This window comes from Pseudomonas sp. LBUM1646, from assembly GCF_059716165.1.
On record NZ_CP166810.1, the window covers coordinates 6,483,155 to 6,502,151 of the forward strand.

Annotated in this window: 16 protein-coding genes; 8 read left to right on the plus strand and 8 right to left on the minus strand. The window is 61.2% G+C overall.

Annotation, left to right across the window (positions count from 1 at the left end; genetic code table 11):
* Positions 1 to 14 precede the first annotated feature (14 nt).
* The 6 genes from ACA071_RS29585 to pilG form a co-directional block, all read right to left on the minus strand.
* Positions 15 to 473, minus strand: coding sequence for a chemotaxis protein CheW (locus ACA071_RS29585; RefSeq protein ID WP_497642258.1), 459 nt, complete (start codon positions 471 to 473; stop codon positions 15 to 17).
* Positions 466 to 6,360, minus strand: coding sequence for an Hpt domain-containing protein (locus ACA071_RS29590; protein ID WP_497642259.1), 5,895 nt, complete (start codon positions 6,358 to 6,360; stop codon positions 466 to 468). The genes ACA071_RS29585 and ACA071_RS29590 overlap by 8 nt, the downstream gene beginning before the upstream one ends.
* A gap of 40 nt (positions 6,361 to 6,400) precedes the next feature.
* On the minus strand, positions 6,401 to 8,458 hold the full coding sequence (locus ACA071_RS29595; protein WP_497642260.1) for a methyl-accepting chemotaxis protein: 2,058 nt from the start codon (positions 8,456 to 8,458) through the stop codon (positions 6,401 to 6,403).
* A 217-nt stretch (positions 8,459 to 8,675) separates the two neighbouring features.
* Positions 8,676 to 9,215 carry a chemotaxis protein CheW gene (locus ACA071_RS29600; protein ID WP_497642261.1) on the minus strand — a complete coding sequence of 180 codons (540 nt, stop codon included), beginning with the start codon at positions 9,213 to 9,215 and terminating at the stop codon, positions 8,676 to 8,678.
* 10 nt (positions 9,216 to 9,225) lie between these two features.
* Positions 9,226 to 9,591 carry a twitching motility response regulator PilH gene (pilH, locus tag ACA071_RS29605; protein ID WP_008068134.1) on the minus strand — a complete coding sequence of 122 codons (366 nt, stop codon included), beginning with the start codon at positions 9,589 to 9,591 and terminating at the stop codon, positions 9,226 to 9,228.
* Between the two features lie 57 nt (positions 9,592 to 9,648).
* A complete protein-coding gene (pilG, locus tag ACA071_RS29610; protein ID WP_008152601.1) occupies positions 9,649 to 10,053 on the minus strand; it encodes a twitching motility response regulator PilG in 405 nt (134 codons plus the stop codon).
* A gap of 225 nt (positions 10,054 to 10,278) precedes the next feature.
* Between pilG and gshB the strand changes: the two genes are divergently transcribed.
* The 7 genes from gshB (at position 10,279) to ACA071_RS29645 (ending at position 16,371) form a co-directional block, all read left to right on the plus strand.
* Positions 10,279 to 11,250, plus strand: coding sequence for a glutathione synthase (gshB, locus tag ACA071_RS29615; protein ID WP_497642262.1), 972 nt, complete (start codon positions 10,279 to 10,281; stop codon positions 11,248 to 11,250).
* 106 nt (positions 11,251 to 11,356) lie between these two features.
* Entirely contained in the window at positions 11,357 to 12,256 is a 900-nt protein-coding gene (locus tag ACA071_RS29620) for a TonB family protein (RefSeq protein WP_497642263.1), read from the plus strand.
* A gap of 219 nt (positions 12,257 to 12,475) precedes the next feature.
* Positions 12,476 to 13,048 carry a YqgE/AlgH family protein gene (locus ACA071_RS29625; RefSeq protein ID WP_497642264.1) on the plus strand — a complete coding sequence of 191 codons (573 nt, stop codon included), beginning with the start codon at positions 12,476 to 12,478 and terminating at the stop codon, positions 13,046 to 13,048.
* Entirely contained in the window at positions 13,048 to 13,485 is a 438-nt protein-coding gene (gene ruvX, locus ACA071_RS29630; protein WP_005792259.1) for a Holliday junction resolvase RuvX, read from the plus strand. The genes ACA071_RS29625 and ruvX overlap by 1 nt, the downstream gene beginning before the upstream one ends.
* A gap of 82 nt (positions 13,486 to 13,567) precedes the next feature.
* A complete protein-coding gene (gene pyrR / locus ACA071_RS29635) occupies positions 13,568 to 14,071 on the plus strand; it encodes a bifunctional pyr operon transcriptional regulator/uracil phosphoribosyltransferase PyrR (protein ID WP_497642265.1) in 504 nt (167 codons plus the stop codon).
* Positions 14,072 to 14,098: 27 nt separating this feature from the next.
* Positions 14,099 to 15,103, plus strand: coding sequence for an aspartate carbamoyltransferase catalytic subunit (locus ACA071_RS29640; protein WP_007913665.1), 1,005 nt, complete (start codon positions 14,099 to 14,101; stop codon positions 15,101 to 15,103).
* The gene (locus tag ACA071_RS29645) at positions 15,100 to 16,371 is read left to right on the plus strand and encodes a dihydroorotase (protein WP_497642266.1); all 1,272 of its coding nucleotides are present in this window, start codon (positions 15,100 to 15,102) and stop codon (positions 16,369 to 16,371) included. Before ACA071_RS29640 ends, ACA071_RS29645 begins: the two co-directional genes overlap by 4 nt.
* Before the next feature lie 129 nt (positions 16,372 to 16,500).
* Here ACA071_RS29645 and ACA071_RS29650 read toward each other — a convergent pair whose 3' ends face one another.
* Positions 16,501 to 16,923 (minus strand): NINE protein, encoded by a 423-nt coding sequence (locus tag ACA071_RS29650; RefSeq protein ID WP_497642267.1) that lies wholly within the window; start codon positions 16,921 to 16,923, stop codon positions 16,501 to 16,503.
* Positions 16,924 to 17,173: 250 nt separating this feature from the next.
* Here ACA071_RS29650 and ACA071_RS29655 point away from each other — a divergent pair, with 250 nt between their 5' ends.
* The gene (locus tag ACA071_RS29655; protein WP_497642268.1) at positions 17,174 to 17,794 is read left to right on the plus strand and encodes a C40 family peptidase; all 621 of its coding nucleotides are present in this window, start codon (positions 17,174 to 17,176) and stop codon (positions 17,792 to 17,794) included.
* A gap of 142 nt (positions 17,795 to 17,936) precedes the next feature.
* Here ACA071_RS29655 and ACA071_RS29660 read toward each other — a convergent pair whose 3' ends face one another.
* Positions 17,937 to 18,971 carry a type IV pilus twitching motility protein PilT gene (locus ACA071_RS29660; protein WP_497642269.1) on the minus strand — a complete coding sequence of 345 codons (1,035 nt, stop codon included), beginning with the start codon at positions 18,969 to 18,971 and terminating at the stop codon, positions 17,937 to 17,939.
* Between the last annotated feature and the right edge of the window lie 26 nt (positions 18,972 to 18,997).

An 18,997-nucleotide genomic window follows, 5' to 3' on the forward strand; every position in this document is an offset into this window, starting at 1 on the left:
ACGATCAGTGGCGTTCAGCGGGCTAAGCCGGCTGCGACGAGTAATTCTTCCAGCGCCAACAAGTCCGGCACTTTGGCCACTTGCTCCCCGATCTGCACAGCCGCCTGTTCCAGCGGACACAACGGCACATCGACATAGCTCAACTGGCTATCAAGCTTGTATGACCGTGGAATCCCCTGCACCAGCAGCGCAATAAACTTCAACTCCGGCCGCCCGCCAAGCGCATTGAGAATGACGATCCTGACGCGCTCGCCAATCACCACTTTGTTGCCACACGCCGACTCAAAACTCAGCAACGGAATCTGCCGATCCCGCCACGTCACCAGCCCCAGATACCACGGCGGCGTATCAAGATCGAACGCCCCCGGTTGATAGTCGATCAGTTCAGCGACGGCGACGTTAGGCAGGATCAAATTGCGATCCGCCAGGGGCAGCAACAGCCCCGTGAGGTTGCTGGTGCGGTGTTCAAGCATGGGTTCTGCTCCACAGGGCGATGCTTTCGAGCAGCACCGATTCCTGATACGGCTTGCCGAGGTAGTCGTTGACGCCGATGGCCATGGCGCGGTCGCGGTGTTTTTGGCCCGTGCGCGAGGTGATCATGATGATCGGCAGGTGCTGCAAGCGTTCATCGGCGCGCACTTGGGTGGCGACTTCGAAGCCGTCCATGCGCGGCATTTCGATGTCCAGCAGCATCACGTCGGGCAGGTGATCTTCGAGCAGCAGCATGGCGTCGACCCCGTCCTTGGCGGTCAGCACGTTCATGCCGTGGCGTTCGAGCAAACGGCTGGTGACTTTGCGCACCGTCACCGAGTCATCCACCACCAACACCAGCAGCGGCTTTTGCGGTTCGGGCTCTGCGTCTTGAGCCAGAGGCCGTTGCGGCACGTGCGCCTGCATCGCGCGGATCGGCGCCAGCAAATCCAGAATCAGCACCACCCGACCGTCACCGAGAATGGTCGCCCCGGACAACCCTTGCACCGCCGCGAATTGCGGGCCGAGGCTCTTGACCACAATCTCACGGGTGCCGGCCATGGAATCCACTTGCACCGCGATGTGCCGTTCGTTGCACTGCACCAGCAACACCGGCAACGGCAGGCTCTGGCCCAACAGTTTCGGGCGGGTGCTGGTTTTCAGCAGTTCGCCGAGATAGCACAGTTCATAGTGTTGCCCCGCGTATTTGTAGGTCGGCGGATCGAGGCGGTAATGGCCTTCGAGTTCGTTGGGCAGCACGCGGACGATGCCGTCGATGGTGTTCAGCGGGATCGCATATTGATCGTCGAAGCACTGCACCATCAACGCCCGGTTGACCGACACGGTAAACGGCAGGCGAATGCGGAAATGCACGCCCTGCCCCGCCGTCGAATCGATACTCATGCTGCCGCCGAGTTGCCGCACCTCTTCATGCACCACGTCCATGCCCACGCCACGTCCGGAAATCTGGGTGATTTTCTCGGCGGTGGAGAACCCCGGTTGCAGGATGAATTGCAGCACGTCGCGGTCGCTGATGTCGCTGTCCGGCGCCAACATGCCGCGCTTGATCGCCTTGCGCCGCACCGCGTCCAGCGGCACCCCGGCGCCGTCGTCGCGGATGTCGAAAATGATGTCGCCGCCCTCTCGCGAGAGATCAAGGGTGATACGACCCTGAGCCGGTTTCCCCGCCGCGACCCGCACTTCAGCGGATTCCAGGCCATGATCCACGGCGTTGCGCAGCATGTGTTCCAGCGGCGCGGCCATGCGTTCCAGCACGTTGCGATCCATCTCGCCTTCGGCGTTGCCGACAACAAATTCCACGTCCTTGCCCAACTCGCCGGACACCTGGCGCACGATGCGTTTCAAGCGCGGCAGCATCCGTTCGAACGGCACCATGCGCGTGCGCATCAGGCCTTCCTGCAATTCGGTGTTGATGCGGCCCTGCTGTTGCAGCAGGTTTTCCGCATCTTGGTTGCGGCGGTCGAGGGTTTCCTTGAGGTCGAGCAAGTCGGAGGCGGATTCGAACAACGCGCGGGACAGTTGCTGCAATTGCGAATGACGGTCCATTTCCAGCGGATCGAATTCTTCGTAGCCCAGGCGTTCGGCTTCGACTTGCTGACGGCTGAGAATACGGCCCTGAGTTTCGGTGTCGAGGCGGCGCAACTGGTCGCGCATCCGCTCGATGGTGGTTTCCATCTCGCTCAGCGCCACCCGAGCGTCGTTGACTTGCTGCTCGATGCGGCCACGGAAGATCGAGGTTTCCCCGGCGAGGTTGACCAGATCGTCTAGCAACTCGGCCGAGACCTTGACCATGTCCGCGCCGGCATCCGGTGCCAGTGTTTCAACCTTAACCGTAACTGGCGCAACGACCGGCGCTTCGGGCACCGCCGGATGGCTGAAATTCTGAATCGCATCGATCAGCCGATCCGCTGGCGGACACGGTTGCCCGGCGCGGGTGGCGTCGAGCATCTGCGCCAGTCGGTCGTGGCTGCTTTGCAACAGCGTGAACAGCGCCGCCGTCGGTTGCAGCACCCCGGCCGACAGGCCCTCGTAGAGGAATTCCAGCTCATGGGCGAGGTCGCCAATCGGGGCGATTTCTACCATCCGCGCGCCGCCCTTCAGCGTGTGCAAATCCCGCAGCAGCGTTTCCACTTCCTGACGGTTCGACGGCTCGGCCTGCCAGCGCACCAGCGCTGCGCCGGAATTTTCGATGATGTCGAAACCTTCTTCGAGGAAGATTTCCAGCAGCTCCGGGTCGTGGCCCGGCGAATCATGTTCGTGGGCCGGTTCGACCGTTTCCACCGTGCCGGCATTGCCCTGGCGAAACGTGCGAATGGCTTCAATCAGTTCGTGGGGATCACCCATCGGCTTCTGGCTTTGTAACTGTTCAAGCAGCACCGCCAAGCGGTCATGACTGCTTTGCAGCAGCCGCGCCAGCGCCTCGCTGTGGCTGTAGCGGCGGTCCACCAGGCCTTCGTAAAGGTTTTCCAGTTCATGGGCCAGGTTGCCGACCGCCTCGACTTCGGCCATCCGCGCGCCACCCTTGAGGGTGTGCAAATCCCGCTGCAAGGACGACAACGGCGCGGCGTTGTCCGGGTCGCTCAACCAGCGCTGCAAGGCTTGGCCGGCGCTTTCGAGAATATCCACCGCTTCTTCGAGGAAGATCGAAACGATCTCATCGTCGTGTTCAATCTGCGTCGCGGTTTGCGAAAGTTCAGCGGTGGCAGTGCCCAGTTCGCGAATACTCAAACTACGGCTGCCGTCGCTGCGAATCAGACCCATGGCCGACGGGTCGAGACTGGTATCGAGCAACCCGCGCAAGGCCCGGACGCGCTCCGGTTGCGGGCTGACTTCCTGCCCGGCGGCCAGTTCGTCGAGCATGTTGATCAGTGCTTCATGGGCACTTTGTGCTTCATGGAAAAACGCGTCGCTGACCGCCAGGCTGCTCTCTTCCACCGCGCCATACAGGTCGAGCAACGCTTCGCAAAGTTCATCCACCGGGTGCAGATCGGCCAGGTGCGCGCCTTCGCCGAGGGTGGTCAGTTCATCCAGCAGCGCGCTGAGTTCCTGGCGCTCGCCGGGGTGCTGCTGCCAACGCTGTAACAGGCTTTCGGCGTCCAGCAGGATGTCCATGCCCTGAGCCAGAAAGTTGTTGATCAACTGCGGATCGCGTTTGATCCGCAGGCCCCGGTTCGGCGCGCTGAGGATCGCTTGCAAGTGATCTTCCAGCACCGTGTGAGTGCGCTCGATCAACGAGCGCGCGCCGGGAATTTCGGCCAGCGGATCGGTCCTGAGTTGGCGCAATCCGAGGCGGAACAGCCCTTCGGCTTCCAGCAGCAACTCGACTTCATCCAGGTCCAGGGCGATCAGGTGCGCCTTGTACTCACGGGCCAGTTGGTCCAGTGGCGCCGCCAGTTCGGCAATCGGCAACACGCCGGCCATCGAAGCGCTGCCTTTGAGGGTGTGCAAGGCGCGCTGCAGCTCATCGCTGGCTTTGAGCGGCACATGCTCGGCAGCCTGATCGAGGAAGCGATTGAGGCTGGCAAGGTGGGTTTCGGCCTCGTTGCGGAAGATCTCCAGCAACAACGGATCAAGGGCAGCGACGTCTTGGGTGTCCTCATCGGACAGCGATTCATCGCCCTTGGCCAAGGCATGGGCCCGGGCGGCCAAGCGATCCACATCGTCGCGTTGGCGCTGAGCATTGGCGGCAAATTCGGCCACCAGTTCCGGCAGCAGTGTTAGCGCATCGTCCAGCAATTGCAGCACCGCTGGCCCAGGCTCGACGCTGTGCTCCAGCACCCGGTTGAGCAGGTTTTCCATGGCCCAGGCCAGTTCGCCCAGCACCAACGCGCGGACCATCCGGCCACTGCCTTTCAAGGTGTGGAAGGCGCGGCGCAGTTCGCTCAACGCAGCGGTGTCGCCAACGTTGGCCGACCAGCGCGGCAGGTATTCGCGCAGCACTTCCAGGACTTCGTCGGTTTCTTCGAGGAAGACCTCCCGCAGTTCATCGTCTACCGGTTCCTCCCCCAGCGGCGGCGGTAACAGGCTGCCGGGTGTGTTCAGGGCTGGAGGATTGACGGCGGAGACCGGGCTGGCCAGCACTGCGGCCAGCGACTGCACGGTCTCGGGATCGTCCAGCTCCTGGAGGTCCTGCATGACCTGGGCTTCGTTGGGACTGAGCACGTCGTCGAGTACCGGCACGAGCTTTTCGCTGGGGAAAAAACCGAGTGCCGCCAGGCCTTTTTCTGCCACATCGAGCAGTTGCTCACCGGACTCTTGCGGGTCGTCGTTGAGGCGCTCCAGGTAATATTCGAGGCTGGTAATGACGTCGGCCAGGCTGTCCAGTTGCTGCCAGCCGGGATGATCGGTATCCACCAGCAAGTGTTCGCGGATGAAACCGTTGCAGGCTTCGATCAGGCTCGCGGCACGGCTCAGCGGAATCATCGCCAACGCGCCGCGCACCTGGGTCAACAGCTCCGGCAAGGGCTGCAACTGCTGGCGATCCCAATCGGCGTCGATGTAGTCGACGATCATGTCCTTGGCTTGTTGCAGGCAAATCCGCGCTTCGCGAATCACGATCTGGTGGATTTGGGTCAGGTCGGTGGTCGGCAGGCGGCTTTCTTCCTGGCTTTCCGGTTCCACGGTGCCGACCATCCCGGCCAGCGTCGCTTCGACGTAGAGCAAGGCGCCTGCCACGTCCATCAGGATCGCATCGTTGGGTTCGCGCTGCCCCTGGGCGAGGCTCAGCACCACGGCCAGTTGATCGATGATCACCTTGCGCGGCTGGCCGAAACCGAGCACCGCCAAGGTGTCGGCGATTTGCCGCAGCGGCGCCAAAAGGCTTTCCAGGTCCGAGGTGTGCTGACGGTCGCTGCGCACAAACAAGTCGAGGCGTTCCTTGACCCGCACCAGCTCTTCACACAGGGCGGCGAGCACCGAGCGCATGGCGTCGCGGTCAGGGCCGGCGAGGCGTGCGCGTTCTTCGTCGACCATCGCGCTGTCAGGCAGCGCATCGTCCAGTCCGTAGCGATCTTTCATGGTCAGCATCTGCCCGGTGGGATGTTCGGCTTTGGCAATGTAGAACAACAAGCTTTTGAACAGCTCGGGCGGTGGCGCCTGATTGACGCCGGACATGCCCTGTTCCAGCAAGCGTTTGAGTTCCTTGTCGGCGTCCTTGAACAGGCTGCGCAGGGCCGGGCTGTTGGCAATCGAGCCGCCGCGCATGCCTTCGACTAGCGCCGAAGCGACTTGCCACAACGGACTCAACGGCGCGTCGCCGCACAACGTTTCGAGCTTGGCGAAGACCTTGGTCAGGTAATCCAGATTGGTCTCTCCATCCTGCTCGCGGAGCAAACCGACCAGCGCCATTTGTAACATCTGCCGCAACTTGCGCAGCACATTGGGTAGTTCGGGTGGCTCCAACACCGCCAAGTCGTCTTGATCCAGCGGTGGCAAATCCGGCAATTGCGGGCTGAACAGGCTGGTTTCCGAGAGCAGGCTTTCGCCACGGGCGCTGCGCAAATCGTTGATCAGCGGCAGCACCACCAGCGGCAAGTCGCGGCGTGCGCCTTGCACCCGGTCGAGGTAGATCGGCAGTTGCCCCAGTGCCTGTCTTAACAGATGAATGGCTTCATCGCGATGACTGACGCGGTTTTGCTGCAACGCGGCGGTCAGTTGCTCCATTTCCTCGGCGAGCAGGGCCGCGCCGTAGAACTCGACCATCTGCAAACTACCGTGAACCTGATGGACGCACGCCAGGCACTCGCCCAGCGCGTAGGTCGCCTGCGGGTCATCAAGCAACTGCTCCAACGCTTGATGAGCCTGCTTCAGCGTTTCGGCAATCTCGCCTTTGACCCACTCGAGGGCCACATAGTCGTGCCGATCACCCATAACCACTCCACTACTCTCAATTCTGACGCCCGCAGGCGGTTCAAGCGTTGTCCGTGGCCTGTTTTGGCTCGGTCGGCAAGGTGAAACCCGAGACCGAGCGCCGCAACTGGCTGGCCATTTTCGCCAGGTTGCCGATGCTTTCGGCGGTCGCCGTGGAGCCGGACGACGTCTGCGTGGTGATCTGCTGGATCACGTTCATGGTCAGGGAAATCTGCCCGGCCGACGACGTCTGTTGCTGCGCGGCGTTGGAAATACTCTGGATCAGCGCCGCCAGGGTCTTCGACACGCCTTCGATTTCTTCCAGGGCCACACCGGCATCCTGCGCCAGACGCGCGCCACGCACCACTTCGGTGGTGGTCTGCTCCATGGAAATCACCGCTTCATTGGTATCAGTCTGGATCGCCCGGACCAGGGTTTCAATTTGTCGGGTCGCCGCAGACGAACGCTCGGCCAGACGCTGCACTTCGTCAGCGACCACGGCAAAGCCGCGCCCGGCGTCACCGGCCATTGAGGCCTGGATCGCTGCGTTAAGGGCGAGGATGTTGGTCTGGTCGGCAATGTCGTCGATCAGGCTGACGATGTCGCCGATTTCCTGAGAAGACTCGCCCAGACGCTTGATGCGCTTAGCGGTGTCCTGGATCTGCTCGCGGATGTTGTCCATGCCGTGGATGGTGTTGTGCACCACCTCGTTGCCCTTGTTGGCGATTTCCACCGAACGTTCGGCCACCGCCGAAGACTCGGCGGCGTTCGCCGAGACCTGATCGATGGACTGGGCCATGTCGTTGATCGCCGTGGAGGCTTCGCTGATCTGTTGCGCCTGATGCTCCGAGGCCTGGGCCAGGTGCATGGCGGTGGCTTGGGTTTCCTGCACGGCGGCGGCGACTTGGCCGGCGGTGAGGTTGATGGTCGCCACCAGGTCGCGCAGTTGGTCCACGGAATAGTTGATCGAGTCGGCGATGGTCCCGGTGAAGTCTTCGGTCACCGAGGCGGTCACGGTCAGGTCGCCGTCGGCCAGGTCTTCGATTTCGTCGAGCAGGCGCATGATCGCGTTCTGGTTACGCTCGTTTTTCTCGGCGGTTTCCTGGAGCTGGCGGTTGGTTTCGCGAACCATCACCAGACCGATAAGGATGATCGACATCAGCGCTAACAGGCCCAGCACGTAGCCGCCGATGGTATCGGTGGTGCGCCCGCCCGCGAGGTTTTCGAAACCGGTAGCAAGGTGCGAGGCTTCGTCGAGCAGGGTTTGCGACAAGGTGAAGATGCTGGTCGCTGATTCCCGGACTTTGAACAACTCCGGCGAGGTTTCGAGGATTTCATCCACCGAACCCGAGACAAATTCGAACAGTTCGGAGATTTCCGTCAGTCGGGCGCGGGCATCCTTGTCTTCAACCTGGCTGACTTTCAGTGCTGGGTTGCCCTGGAGCATGCCGTTAAGCACCTGGCCGAAACGCGCGGCATCGCGGCCGAAGGCGTCAGCGGCTTGCTGGGAATTTTCGTCGCCCGACAACACGGTGTTCACTGCACCGAGAATCCGTTCAGCCAACAGCGATTGACGTTGAGCCATGGCGACTTGGGCCGCCGGGGCACCGCGCTGGAGGAGGATTTCGACAACTTTTTCGTACTCGACCTGCAACTGCGGCACGGTTTCCGCCAAGGTTGCGGCGACCTGATGCAGCGACAACACAGTCTGTTCGCTGGAGAGAATCGTGTCGGTGTTTTTCAGCAGGCGCTCCCAGTCCAGCTGCACGGCGCGCATTTCCGGGCGCACGGTGGACGGCGCGGGTGGCAGGCCGGTGCTTGGGTCACCCTTCTTCAGGTAACCCCAGCGCTGGGCGAAGTCGTTGCGCGCATCGCTGAGCAACTTGAACGCCGCCGCTTTGCCGGCGGCGGCTTCCGTGGCGTTTTTGGCGATGCGCTGGGACAGCACACGCAGTTCACCGGCGTGGCCGATGTACTGTTTGTCGTAGGTGGCCTGGGTATTGAGGTAAGCGAAGTTGGCGAACAGCAGCATGATGAAGATGATCAGCGCGATAAACAGCACGATGATCTGCGAACGGCTGCGTGATCCTTCTGGCTTGACTGTTTTTGCTTTTATCATCGGTCCTCGCCTGAACAGCTGAATTATCTGTGGTCGCCAATCACTCGACACCTACGCGGTCCCTTGTAGCAGTTGGCGTAGCCTGCGTCCGGCCGCGAAGCGGTCGTAAACCCTGGCGCCGCGGTGAATCTGGAAAACCGCGGGGCCTGATCATGCGAGGGCCTCGCCCTCGAACGCAGCCTTCGGCAGCGGCTACAGAAGAGCAACGCGTTCGGACCTACACCGCGACATGCATGAAGCTCTGCGACTGCGCCAACGCAAACGGGCTGAACACTTGCCAGCTCTGCTCACGCTGGAACCGGCCTTTGACGAAGGCGCCGATCGGGCCGTTCAGCTCGCTCGGCGGCACCGCTTCCAGGCTGTCCTGGGCAAAGTGCTGCAAACCGTAGACTTCATCGACCATCAGCCCGGCAAACACGTCTTTGTATTCCACCACCAGCACCCGTCGCTGCTTGCGCACCGCCGATAGCTCATGGCCGAAGAAGCCACACACATCCATGATCGGCAACAACCGCCCGCGCAAGTTGGCCACGCCCTTGACCCAGGACTTGACCCCCGGCAATTGGGTGCAGCGCGGTTCATGCAGGACTTCGCTGACTTCGCCCATCGGCGCTACGTACCAGTGCTCACCCAGGCGAAAACCGATGCCGCTCCAGCTGTCCTGTCGAGATGGCTGGGACGGCAATTCCGCCGCCAGCACGCGACAACGCTGGTCGATCTGCAGCAGCAGTTCGAAAGCCGTCAGCGACTCGCTCATGGGCGGGCGATCAACCGGCCAGCACGTTGTTCAGGGTCTTGATCAGGGTTTCTTCATCGACCGGTTTGGTCAGGTAGTCCTTGGCGCCCTGGCGCGTGCCCCAGACCTTGTCGGTTTCCTGATCCTTGGTGGTGATGATGATCACTGGGATGTGCCCGGTTTCCGGGTCTTTGGTCAACTGACGGGTGGCCTGGAAACCATTGAGGCCAGGCATGACGATGTCCATCAGCACCGCATCGGGTTTTTCCTGGCGGGCCAGGGCCACGCCGTCGGCGCCGTTTTCGGCTTTCAACACTTCATGACCGTGCTTTTCCAGCATGCCGGTCAGTTTGTACATTTCAGTCGGCGAATCATCGACGATCAGAATACGTGCCATGGTCTTCCCCATTCTTGTCAACGCCGGGCCCGCTGGCCGAGCGTCACTGTGCGTGTCCTACTGCGGCAAAACGGCGGCGAAGCCCGGTACATGGGCCTGGATCGCGTTCAGCAGTTCTTCCTTGCTGAAAGGCTTGGTCAAAAACTGGTCGGAACCGACGATGCGCCCCTTGGCCTTGTCGAACAGCCCGTCCTTGGACGACAGCATAATCACTGGCGTGGACTTGAACGCACTGTTGTTCTTGATTAAAGCGCAGGTCTGATAACCATCCAGACGCGGCATCATGATGTCGACAAAGATAATGCCCGGATGATTATCGGCAATCTTGGCCAGGGCATCGAAACCGTCGATGGCCGTGATGACTTCACAACCCACATTCTTCAATAGCGTTTCGGCGGTACGGCGAATCGTCTTCGAATCGTCGATCACCATGACCTTCAAGGCGCTGGAATGCTGTTCCATAAATGCTCTACCGTCGCCTTTGAGAAACAATTTGTCCGTTTGACGGCTCGAAACCCTTGATACTCAAGGGCCAGCACGACATGGCGACCTTTTTAGCACAGTCTCCAAATCCAATCTATCGGCCGACCTGTGCGGTGGTTTTTCCTTGACCGGGAACACACTCAGCGCCACTCTGACGCCACTTTTTCGTGTCCATTCGGACCACCCAAATTCGAGGAAAAACCCATGAGCGTTCGCGTCGGGATTGTCATGGACCCTATCGCCAGCATTTCCTATAAAAAGGATAGCTCGCTGGCCATGCTGCTGGCCGCACAGAAGCGCGGCTGGGAACTGTTCTATATGGAACAGAAGGATTTGTACCAGGGCGAAGGTGAAGCACGGGCGCGGATGCGGCCGCTGAAAGTGTTCGCCAACCCGGAAAAATGGTTCGAACTGGAAGCCGAAACCGACGCGCTGCTGAGCGATCTGGACGTGATCCTGATGCGCAAGGATCCGCCGTTCGACATGGAATTCGTCTACTCCACTTACCTGCTGGAGCAAGCCGAGCGCGCTGGCGTGCTGGTGGTCAACAAGCCGCAGAGCCTGCGCGACTGCAACGAAAAGCTGTTCGCCACGCTGTTCCCGCAGTGCACGCCACCGACCGTGGTTAGCCGTCGCGCCGACGTGTTGCGTGAATTCGCCGCCAAACACGGCGACGTGATCCTCAAGCCGCTGGACGGCATGGGCGGCACGTCGATCTTCCGTCATCGTGCGGGCGATCCGAATCTGTCGGTGATCCTCGAAACCCTGACCGCGCTGGGCACCCAGCAGATCATGGGCCAGGCTTACCTGCCGGCGATCAAGGATGGCGACAAGCGCATCCTGATGATCGACGGCGAACCGGTGGATTACTGCCTGGCGCGGATTCCTGCTGCGGGTGAAACCCGCGGCAACCTCGCGGCCGGTGGCCGTGGCGAAGCCCGTCCGCTGAGCGACAAGGATCGCTGGATCGCCGCGCAAGTCGGCCCGACCCTGCGTGAGAAAGGCCTGCTGTTCGTGGGCCTGGACGTGATCGGCGAGCACCTGACCGAAATCAACGTCACCAGCCCGACCTGCATTCGCGAGATTGATAACGCGTTTGGCACCGACATTGGTGGGATGCTGATGGATGCGATCGAGAAGAAGCTGCAAGCTGTAAGCCTCAAGCCGCAAGTTTGAAGCGCGCGAAGAACAGCTTGTCGCTTGAAGCTTGAACCTTGAAGCTAAAAACCAACATTGCGTTATCATGCCGAGCTCGAAAAAACGCGATGTTGGTTTTTCTGCCATGACTCTGCCGTCCGATCTGCCCGCTGAATTCGCCCATCGTGGCGTGCGCCCGGCCGATCGCCTCGGTTTTACCCTGTTTCTTGCGGCGTTGATTCACCTGGCCTTGCTGCTGGGCGTCGGTTTTACGATGGTCGAACCCAAGCAAATCAGCAAAACCCTGGAAATCACCCTCGCCACGTTCAAAAGCGAAACCAAGCCGAAAAAAGCTGATTTCCTCGCCCAGGAAAATCAGGAAGGCAGCGGCACCCTGGATAAAAAGGCGATTCCCAAGACCACCGAGGTCGCGCCGTTCCAGGACAACAAGGTGCAGAAAGTCACCCCTCCGCCGGCGGCCAAGCCTGAAGTGCAGGAAACTGCACCCAAGGCGTCCGTGACCACTGTCGCACCGAAGCCGAAAAAAGCCACCGCCAAAAACGAAGAACCCAAGACCCAGCCGAAACCCGCCGTGGCCGCGCCGACGTTCGACAGCTCGCAACTGTCCAGCGACATCGCCAGCCTCGAAGCGGAATTGGCCAATGAACAACAGCTGTACGCCAAACGCCCGCGCATCCACCGCTTGAGCGCGGCCTCGACCATGCGCGACAAGGGTGCCTGGTATAAGGACGAGTGGCGCAAGAAGGTCGAGCGCATCGGCAACCTCAACTACCCCGACGAAGCGCGGCGCAAGCAGATCTACGGCAACTTGCGCCTGATGGTCTCGATCAACCGCGACGGTTCGCTGTATGAAGTGCTGGTTCTGGAGTCCTCCGGGCAACCGTTGCTGGATCAGGCAGCGCAGCGGATTGTGCGGCTGGCGGCACCGTTTTCGCCGTTTACAGGGGATTTGTCGGATATCGATCGGCTGGAAATCATCCGGACGTGGAAGTTTGCCCGTGGGGACAAGCTCTCCAGTAATTAAGGGTTACGCAGTCTGTGTAGCAGCTGGCGAAGCCTGCGTTCGAGGACGCAGTCCTCGCAAACCCGCAAAACGAGGTCCTCCCGAAGAATTGATGTATGACTATTTACGACTGCTTCGCAGCCGAACGCAGGCTTCGCCAGCTGCTACAGGGGCGTACGACACCATTTCCTGTGCATCCCCAGCTTGTCAGTTCGCCCCTCCAACGCCACACTAGCGCTCATGAAGAACGTCAGCCCCAGCTACCTCAAGCATCACTTCCTGATCGCCATGCCACACATGGCCGACCCGAACTTTGCGCACACCTTGACCTACATCGTCGAGCACACGGCCAATGGTGCCATGGGGCTGGTGGTCAACCGTCCGCAAGAACTGAACCTGGCCGATATCCTCGAGCAACTGCGCCCTGACATCGAGCCGCCATTGCTCTGTCAGCACGTGCCGATCTTTATCGGCGGCCCGGTGCAGACCGATCGCGGGTTTGTCCTGCACCCGTCGGGGAAAACCTTCCAGGCGACCGTTGATCTGGAAGGCGAGCTTTCGTTGTCGACCTCCCAGGACGTACTGTTCGCCATCGCTGACGGCGTCGGTCCCGCAAAAAGTGTGATCACCCTCGGCTACGCCGGTTGGGAAGCCGGGCAACTGGAAGCCGAGCTGGCCGACAACGCCTGGCTGACTTGCCCATACAATGCCGACATCCTCTTCAACACCAGCAGCGAATCACGCCTCGAAGCGGCGGCCAGGCACCTGGGGATCAACCTCAGCTTGCTGACCAGCCAGGCGGGTCACGCCTGATGGCCCTGCGACTGATTCTGGGTTTTGACTACGGCACCAAACAGATCGGCGTGGCGGTCGGCCAGGTGATTACCGGCCAGGCCCGCGAGCTGTGTACCTTGAAGGCGCAAAACGGGATTCCCGACTGGAATCAGGTCGAAGCCCTGATCAAGGAATGGAAACCCGACGCCGTAGTGGTCGGCCTGCCGCTGAACATGGACGGCACGCCCAGTGACATGTGCCTGCGGGCCGAAAAGTTCGCCCGCCGCCTCAACGGCCGCTACAACCTGCCCTTCTATACCCACGATGAACGCCTGACCACCTTCGAAGCCAAGGGCGAGCGACGTGATCGTGGCGGGCAAAAAGGCAGTTACCGCGACAACCCGGTCGATGCCATCGCCGCCGCCCTGCTGCTGCAAGGCTGGCTCGACGAAAACACCGCACTGTTCGAATCCTGAAGAGCTGCAACAAGCGACTCTCTATAGCGACAACCCGAGCCAAACCCCGCACGCACCGGCTCGGGCCCAAGAAGGAGCAACCATGAGCCTGCCCAATCCCGCCGACCTGATCAGCCAAATGGCGATCCGTCTCAAGGCACACCTGGAACACCGAGGCATCAGCGAACCGCGCTACATCGGTATTCGTACCGGCGGCGTCTGGGTCGCCCAGGCGTTGCTCGATGAGCTGGGCAGCGATTCGCCGCTCGGCACGCTGGACGTTTCCTTCTATCGCGACGACTTCAGCCAGAACGGCCTGCACCCACAAGTGCGCCCTTCGGCCCTGCCGTTCGAGATCGAAGGCCAGGACCTGGTGCTGATCGACGACGTACTGATGAGCGGCCGCACCATCCGCGCCGCCATGAACGAACTGTTCGACTACGGCCGCCCGGCCAGCGTGACGCTGGTGTGCCTGCTGGACCTGGACGCCGGCGAACTGCCGATCCGCCCGAACGTGGTCGGCGCGACTCTGGCGCTGGCCGCCCACGAACGGGTGAAGCTGTCCGGCCCGGAGCTCAAGCTTGAACTGCAAGACCTCGCCCTTTAATTCGCCCTATTGAGAGTCCCCCTCGCGATGACGCCTCTAGACACCAAGCGCCCGCTGCAGCTCAATGATCAGGGCCAGCTGCGCCACTTCCTCTCGCTCGACGGCTTGCGCCGGGAGCTGCTGACGGAAATCCTCGACACCGCCGACTCGTTCCTCGAAGTCGGCGCCCGGGCCGTGAAGAAGGTCCCGTTGCTGCGCGGCAAGACCGTGTGCAACGTGTTCTTCGAGAACTCCACCCGCACCCGCACCACCTTCGAACTGGCGGCTCAGCGCCTGTCCGCCGACGTGATCACCCTGAACGTGTCGACATCGTCGGCGAGCAAGGGCGAAACCCTGCTCGACACCCTGCGCAACCTGGAAGCGATGGCCGCCGACATGTTCGTCGTGCGCCACGGTGACTCCGGCGCCGCGCACTTCATCGCCGAACACGTGTGCCCGCAAGTGGCGATCATCAACGGCGGCGACGGCCGTCACGCCCACCCGACCCAAGGCATGCTCGACATGCTCACCATCCGTCGGCACAAGGGCGGTTTCGAAAACCTCTCGGTGGCCATCGTCGGCGACATCCTGCACTCGCGGGTCGCGCGCTCGAACATGCTCGCGCTGAAAACCCTCGGCTGCCCGGACATCCGCGTGATCGCGCCGAAAACCCTGCTGCCGATCGGCATCGAGCAATACGGCGTGAAGGTCTACACCGACATGACCGAGGGTTTGAAAGACGTCGACGTGGTGATCATGCTGCGCCTGCAACGCGAACGCATGACCGGCGGCCTGCTGCCGAGCGAAGGTGAGTTCTATCGCCTGTTCGGCCTGACCACCGCACGCCTGGCCGGGGCCAAGCCGGATTGCATCGTCATGCACCCGGGGCCGATCAACCGTGGGGTGGAGATTGAGTCGGCGGTGGCCGACGGCCCGCATTCGGTGATCCTCAATCAGGTCACCTACGGTATTGCGATTCGTATGGCCGTGTTGTCCATGGCCATGAGCGGGCAGACTGCCCAGCGCCAATTCGAGCAGGAGAACGCCCAGTGAAGCTCAGCATTCTCGGCGCCCGCGTTATCGATCCAACCTCCGGTCTGGATCAAGTTACCGACATTCATATTGAAGCCTGCAAGATCATTGCTCTTGGCACTGCGCCGGCCGGTTTTGTCCCGGTCGAGACCATCGACGCCAAAGGCCTGGTGGCCGCGCCTGGGCTGGTGGACCTGAATGTCGCCCTGCGTGAGCCGGGTTACAGCCGCAAAGGCTCGATTGCCAGCGAAACCCGCGCTGCGGCGGCCGGTGGTGTCACCAGCCTGTGCTGCCCGCCGAAAACCAAACCGGTGCTGGACACCTCGGCCGTAGCGGAATTGATCCTCGACCGCGCCCGCGAGGCCGGCAACACCAAAGTCTTCCCGATCGGCGCCCTGAGCAAAGGCCTGGACGGCGAACAGCTTGCAGAGCTCGTTGCCCTGCGCGATGCCGGTTGCGTGGCCTTCGGTAATGGTCTGGAGAGCTTCCGCAACACCCGCACCCTGTGCCGGGCGCTGGAATATGCAGCGACGTTCGACCTGACGGTGATTTTCAACTCTCAGGATCATGATCTGGCCGAAGGTGGCTTGGCCCACGAAGGCCCGACCGCGAGTTTCCTCGGCTTGCCGGGGATTCCGGAAACCGCCGAAACCGTGGCCCTGGCCCGGGACCTGCTGCTGGTCGAGCAAAGCGGCGTGCGCGCGCACTTCAGCCAACTCACCAGCGCTCGCGGCGTGGCCCTGATTGCTCAGGCCCAGGCTCGCGGACTGCCGGTGACCGCCGATGTGGCGTTGTATCAGCTGATCCTGACCGACGAAGCGCTGATCGACTTCAGCAGCCTCTATCACGTCCAGCCGCCGCTGCGCACCCGTGCCGACCGTGATGGCCTGCGCGCGGCGGTGAAGTCGGGGGTGGTCTCGGCCATCTCCAGCCATCACCAGCCCCACGAGCGGGATGCCAAGTTGGCGCCGTTTGGGGCCACGGAGCCGGGGATCAGCAGTGTCGAGTTGTTGCTGCCGCTGGCGATGACGTTAGTGGAGGATGGTTTGCTCGATCTGCCGACCCTGCTCGCGCGCCTGAGCGCAGGGCCGGCCGAGGCATTGCGCCTGCCGGCGGGCAAGTTGGCGGTGGGTGGTGCGGCGGACATCGTGCTGTTCGACCCGACGGCTTCGACCGTGGCCGGGGAAACCTGGCTGTCCAAAGGCGAGAACTGCCCGTTTATTGGCCACAGCCTGCCGAGCGTGGTGCGTTACACCTTGGTGGATGGGCGAATTAGCCACCAGGCGTAGCGCGAACTGATCGTTCCCACGCTCCGCGTGGGAATGCCTCAAGGGACGCTCCGCGTCCAGTGATGCGGAGCGTCACGGGCTGCATTCCCACGCGGAGCGTGGGAACGATCATTAAACGATCATCTTTACTTAACGATTACTCTGCGCGTTACGCACCGACACCTGATCATTCAGCGTCCAGAAGTCATACAGCACCCCCAGAAAGAACACCCCGCCCGTCACCAGGTACAGCAACCCGCTGAGCCATTTCCCCTGATACATCCGGTGCACACCGAACACCCCGAGAAACGCCAGCAGAATCCACGCGACGTTGTATTCGATGGGGCCAGCGGTAAAGCGCAGGTCCGCCTCACGGTCCATCGCCGGGATCAGGAACAGGTCGATCAGCCAGCCGATGCCAAACAAACCTAAGGTGAAGAACCAGATCGTCCCGGTCACCGGCTTGCCGTAATAGAAGCGATGAGCCCCGGTAAAACCGAAAATCCACAGCAGGTAACCAATGACTTTGCTGTGGGTGTCTTGGTATTCGCCAGGGTGTCGATAGCTGTTCATTGATGACCTCGTTTCAGACGATAGATAAATATTGTTGAATTCTTTGTGACTTTTTTACGAGCACCCGACGTATGGCAAATGCTACCTTCATTCCCGTCAAAGCCTTATACCACCTGACCTCTGTCAGACAATCGCGTCAATTTGCCGCTTATTTGGTTCCGTTGACTCCAAGGTCCAATCGACCAACGGCCTCGGAAGGGTCAAAAAAGCTGTTATAAAGTTGCGCGCTAACCCATATGAGCCTTGCCTAATGCGTCCATTTTTCAAGACATGGCTAACCATTTGCCTTTTGATGCCACTGGCCGCCCACGCCACCAATCGTGAGCAACGTCTTCCAAACGTTAATGGTTACACCCCGAAATCCCATGTTTCTGCTCCTTCGAGCAAAAACAAGCAAACTGCCAAACACTCCACCACGCTGGCAACCGCCAACAGCAAGCTGGTGCCGCCGATGGCCACCAAGCAAAGCAGCAACGTGTTGAGCCGTGCAGTGAACGTCCTCGGTACTCCTTACCGTTGGGGCGGCAGCAGCCCAAGTAAAGGGTTCGATTGCAGTGGCCTGGTGAAATACGCGTTTAACGACGCCACGTTCGACCTGCCACGCACCTCGAATGCCATGGCCAGTGGTCATGGCGAGAAAGTCGATCGCAAGGATCTGAAGCCGGGCGATCTGATTTTCTTCAACATCAAGAGCCGCCGGGTCAATCACGTTGCCATCTACCTGGGCAACGACCGCTTTATCCACGCACCGCGCCGTGGCAAGTCGGTGAGCATCGATACGCTGAAGAAGCCGTATTGGGAAAGCCACTATGTGGTGGCCAAGCGGGTCCTGCCGAAAGAACCGAATCAGATGCGCGTCGTACAGCGCTGATCCGACACTGATCGTTCCCACGCATGATCGTTCCCATGCTCCGCGTGGGAATGCCTCCACGGACGCTCTGCGTTCGGCCTTTTGGGACGCGGAGCGTCCCGGGCTGCATTCCCGCGCAGAGCGCGGGAACGATCACTTCCTCCTAGAAGTTATCCGGCGACCGCGCCTTCTCCCGCGCATGCTCGCGACTGATCAAGCCCTTTGTCACCAGCTCCTTCAAGCACATATCCAGCGTCTGCATCCCCAGGTTGCCCCCGGTCTGAATTGACGAGTACATCTGCGCCACCTTGTCTTCGCGGATCAGGTTACGGATCGCCGACGTGCCGAGCATGATCTCGTGCGCCGCAATCCGTCCTCCGCCGATCTTCTTGACCAGTGTCTGGGACACCACCGCGAGCAACGACTCGGACAACATCGAACGCACCATCGACTTCTCGTCCCCTGGAAACACGTCCACCACCCGGTCGATGGTTTTCGCCGCTGACGTGGTGTGCAGCGTGCCGAACACCAGGTGGCCGGTCTCGGCTGCGGTCAACGCCAGACGAATGGTCTCCAGATCACGCATCTCACCGACCAGAATTACGTCCGGGTCTTCCCGCAGCGCCGAGCGCAGGGCAGTGGCGAAACTGCGGGTATCACGGTGGACTTCGCGCTGATTGATCAGGCATTTGCGCGATTCGTGGACGAACTCGATCGGATCTTCGATGGTAAGGATGTGGTGATGGCGATGGTTGTTCAGGTAATCGATCATCGCCGCCAGGGTGGTGGATTTGCCGGAACCGGTCGGGCCGGTCACCAGCACCAGGCCACGGGGCGCGTCGGTAATCTTGCGAAACACATCACCCATGCCGAGGTCGTCCATGCTCAGGACCTTCGACGGAATGGTCCGGAACACCGCGCCAGCGCCGCGATTCTGGTTGAACGCGTTAACCCGGAAGCGCGCCACACCCGGCACTTCAAAGGAGAAGTCGGTTTCCAGATGCTTTTCGAAGTCCACCCGCTGGGTGTCGTTCATGATGTCGTAGATCAGCTCGTGCACCTGTTTGTGGTCCAGGGCCGGCAGGTTGATGCGCCGCACATCGCCGTCGACGCGAATCATCGGTGGCAGGCCGGCAGACAGGTGCAAGTCGGACGCGCCCTGTTTGGCGCTGAATGCCAGCAGCTCAGTGATATCCATAGCGCTCCTCAATTCCAGTAGAATGC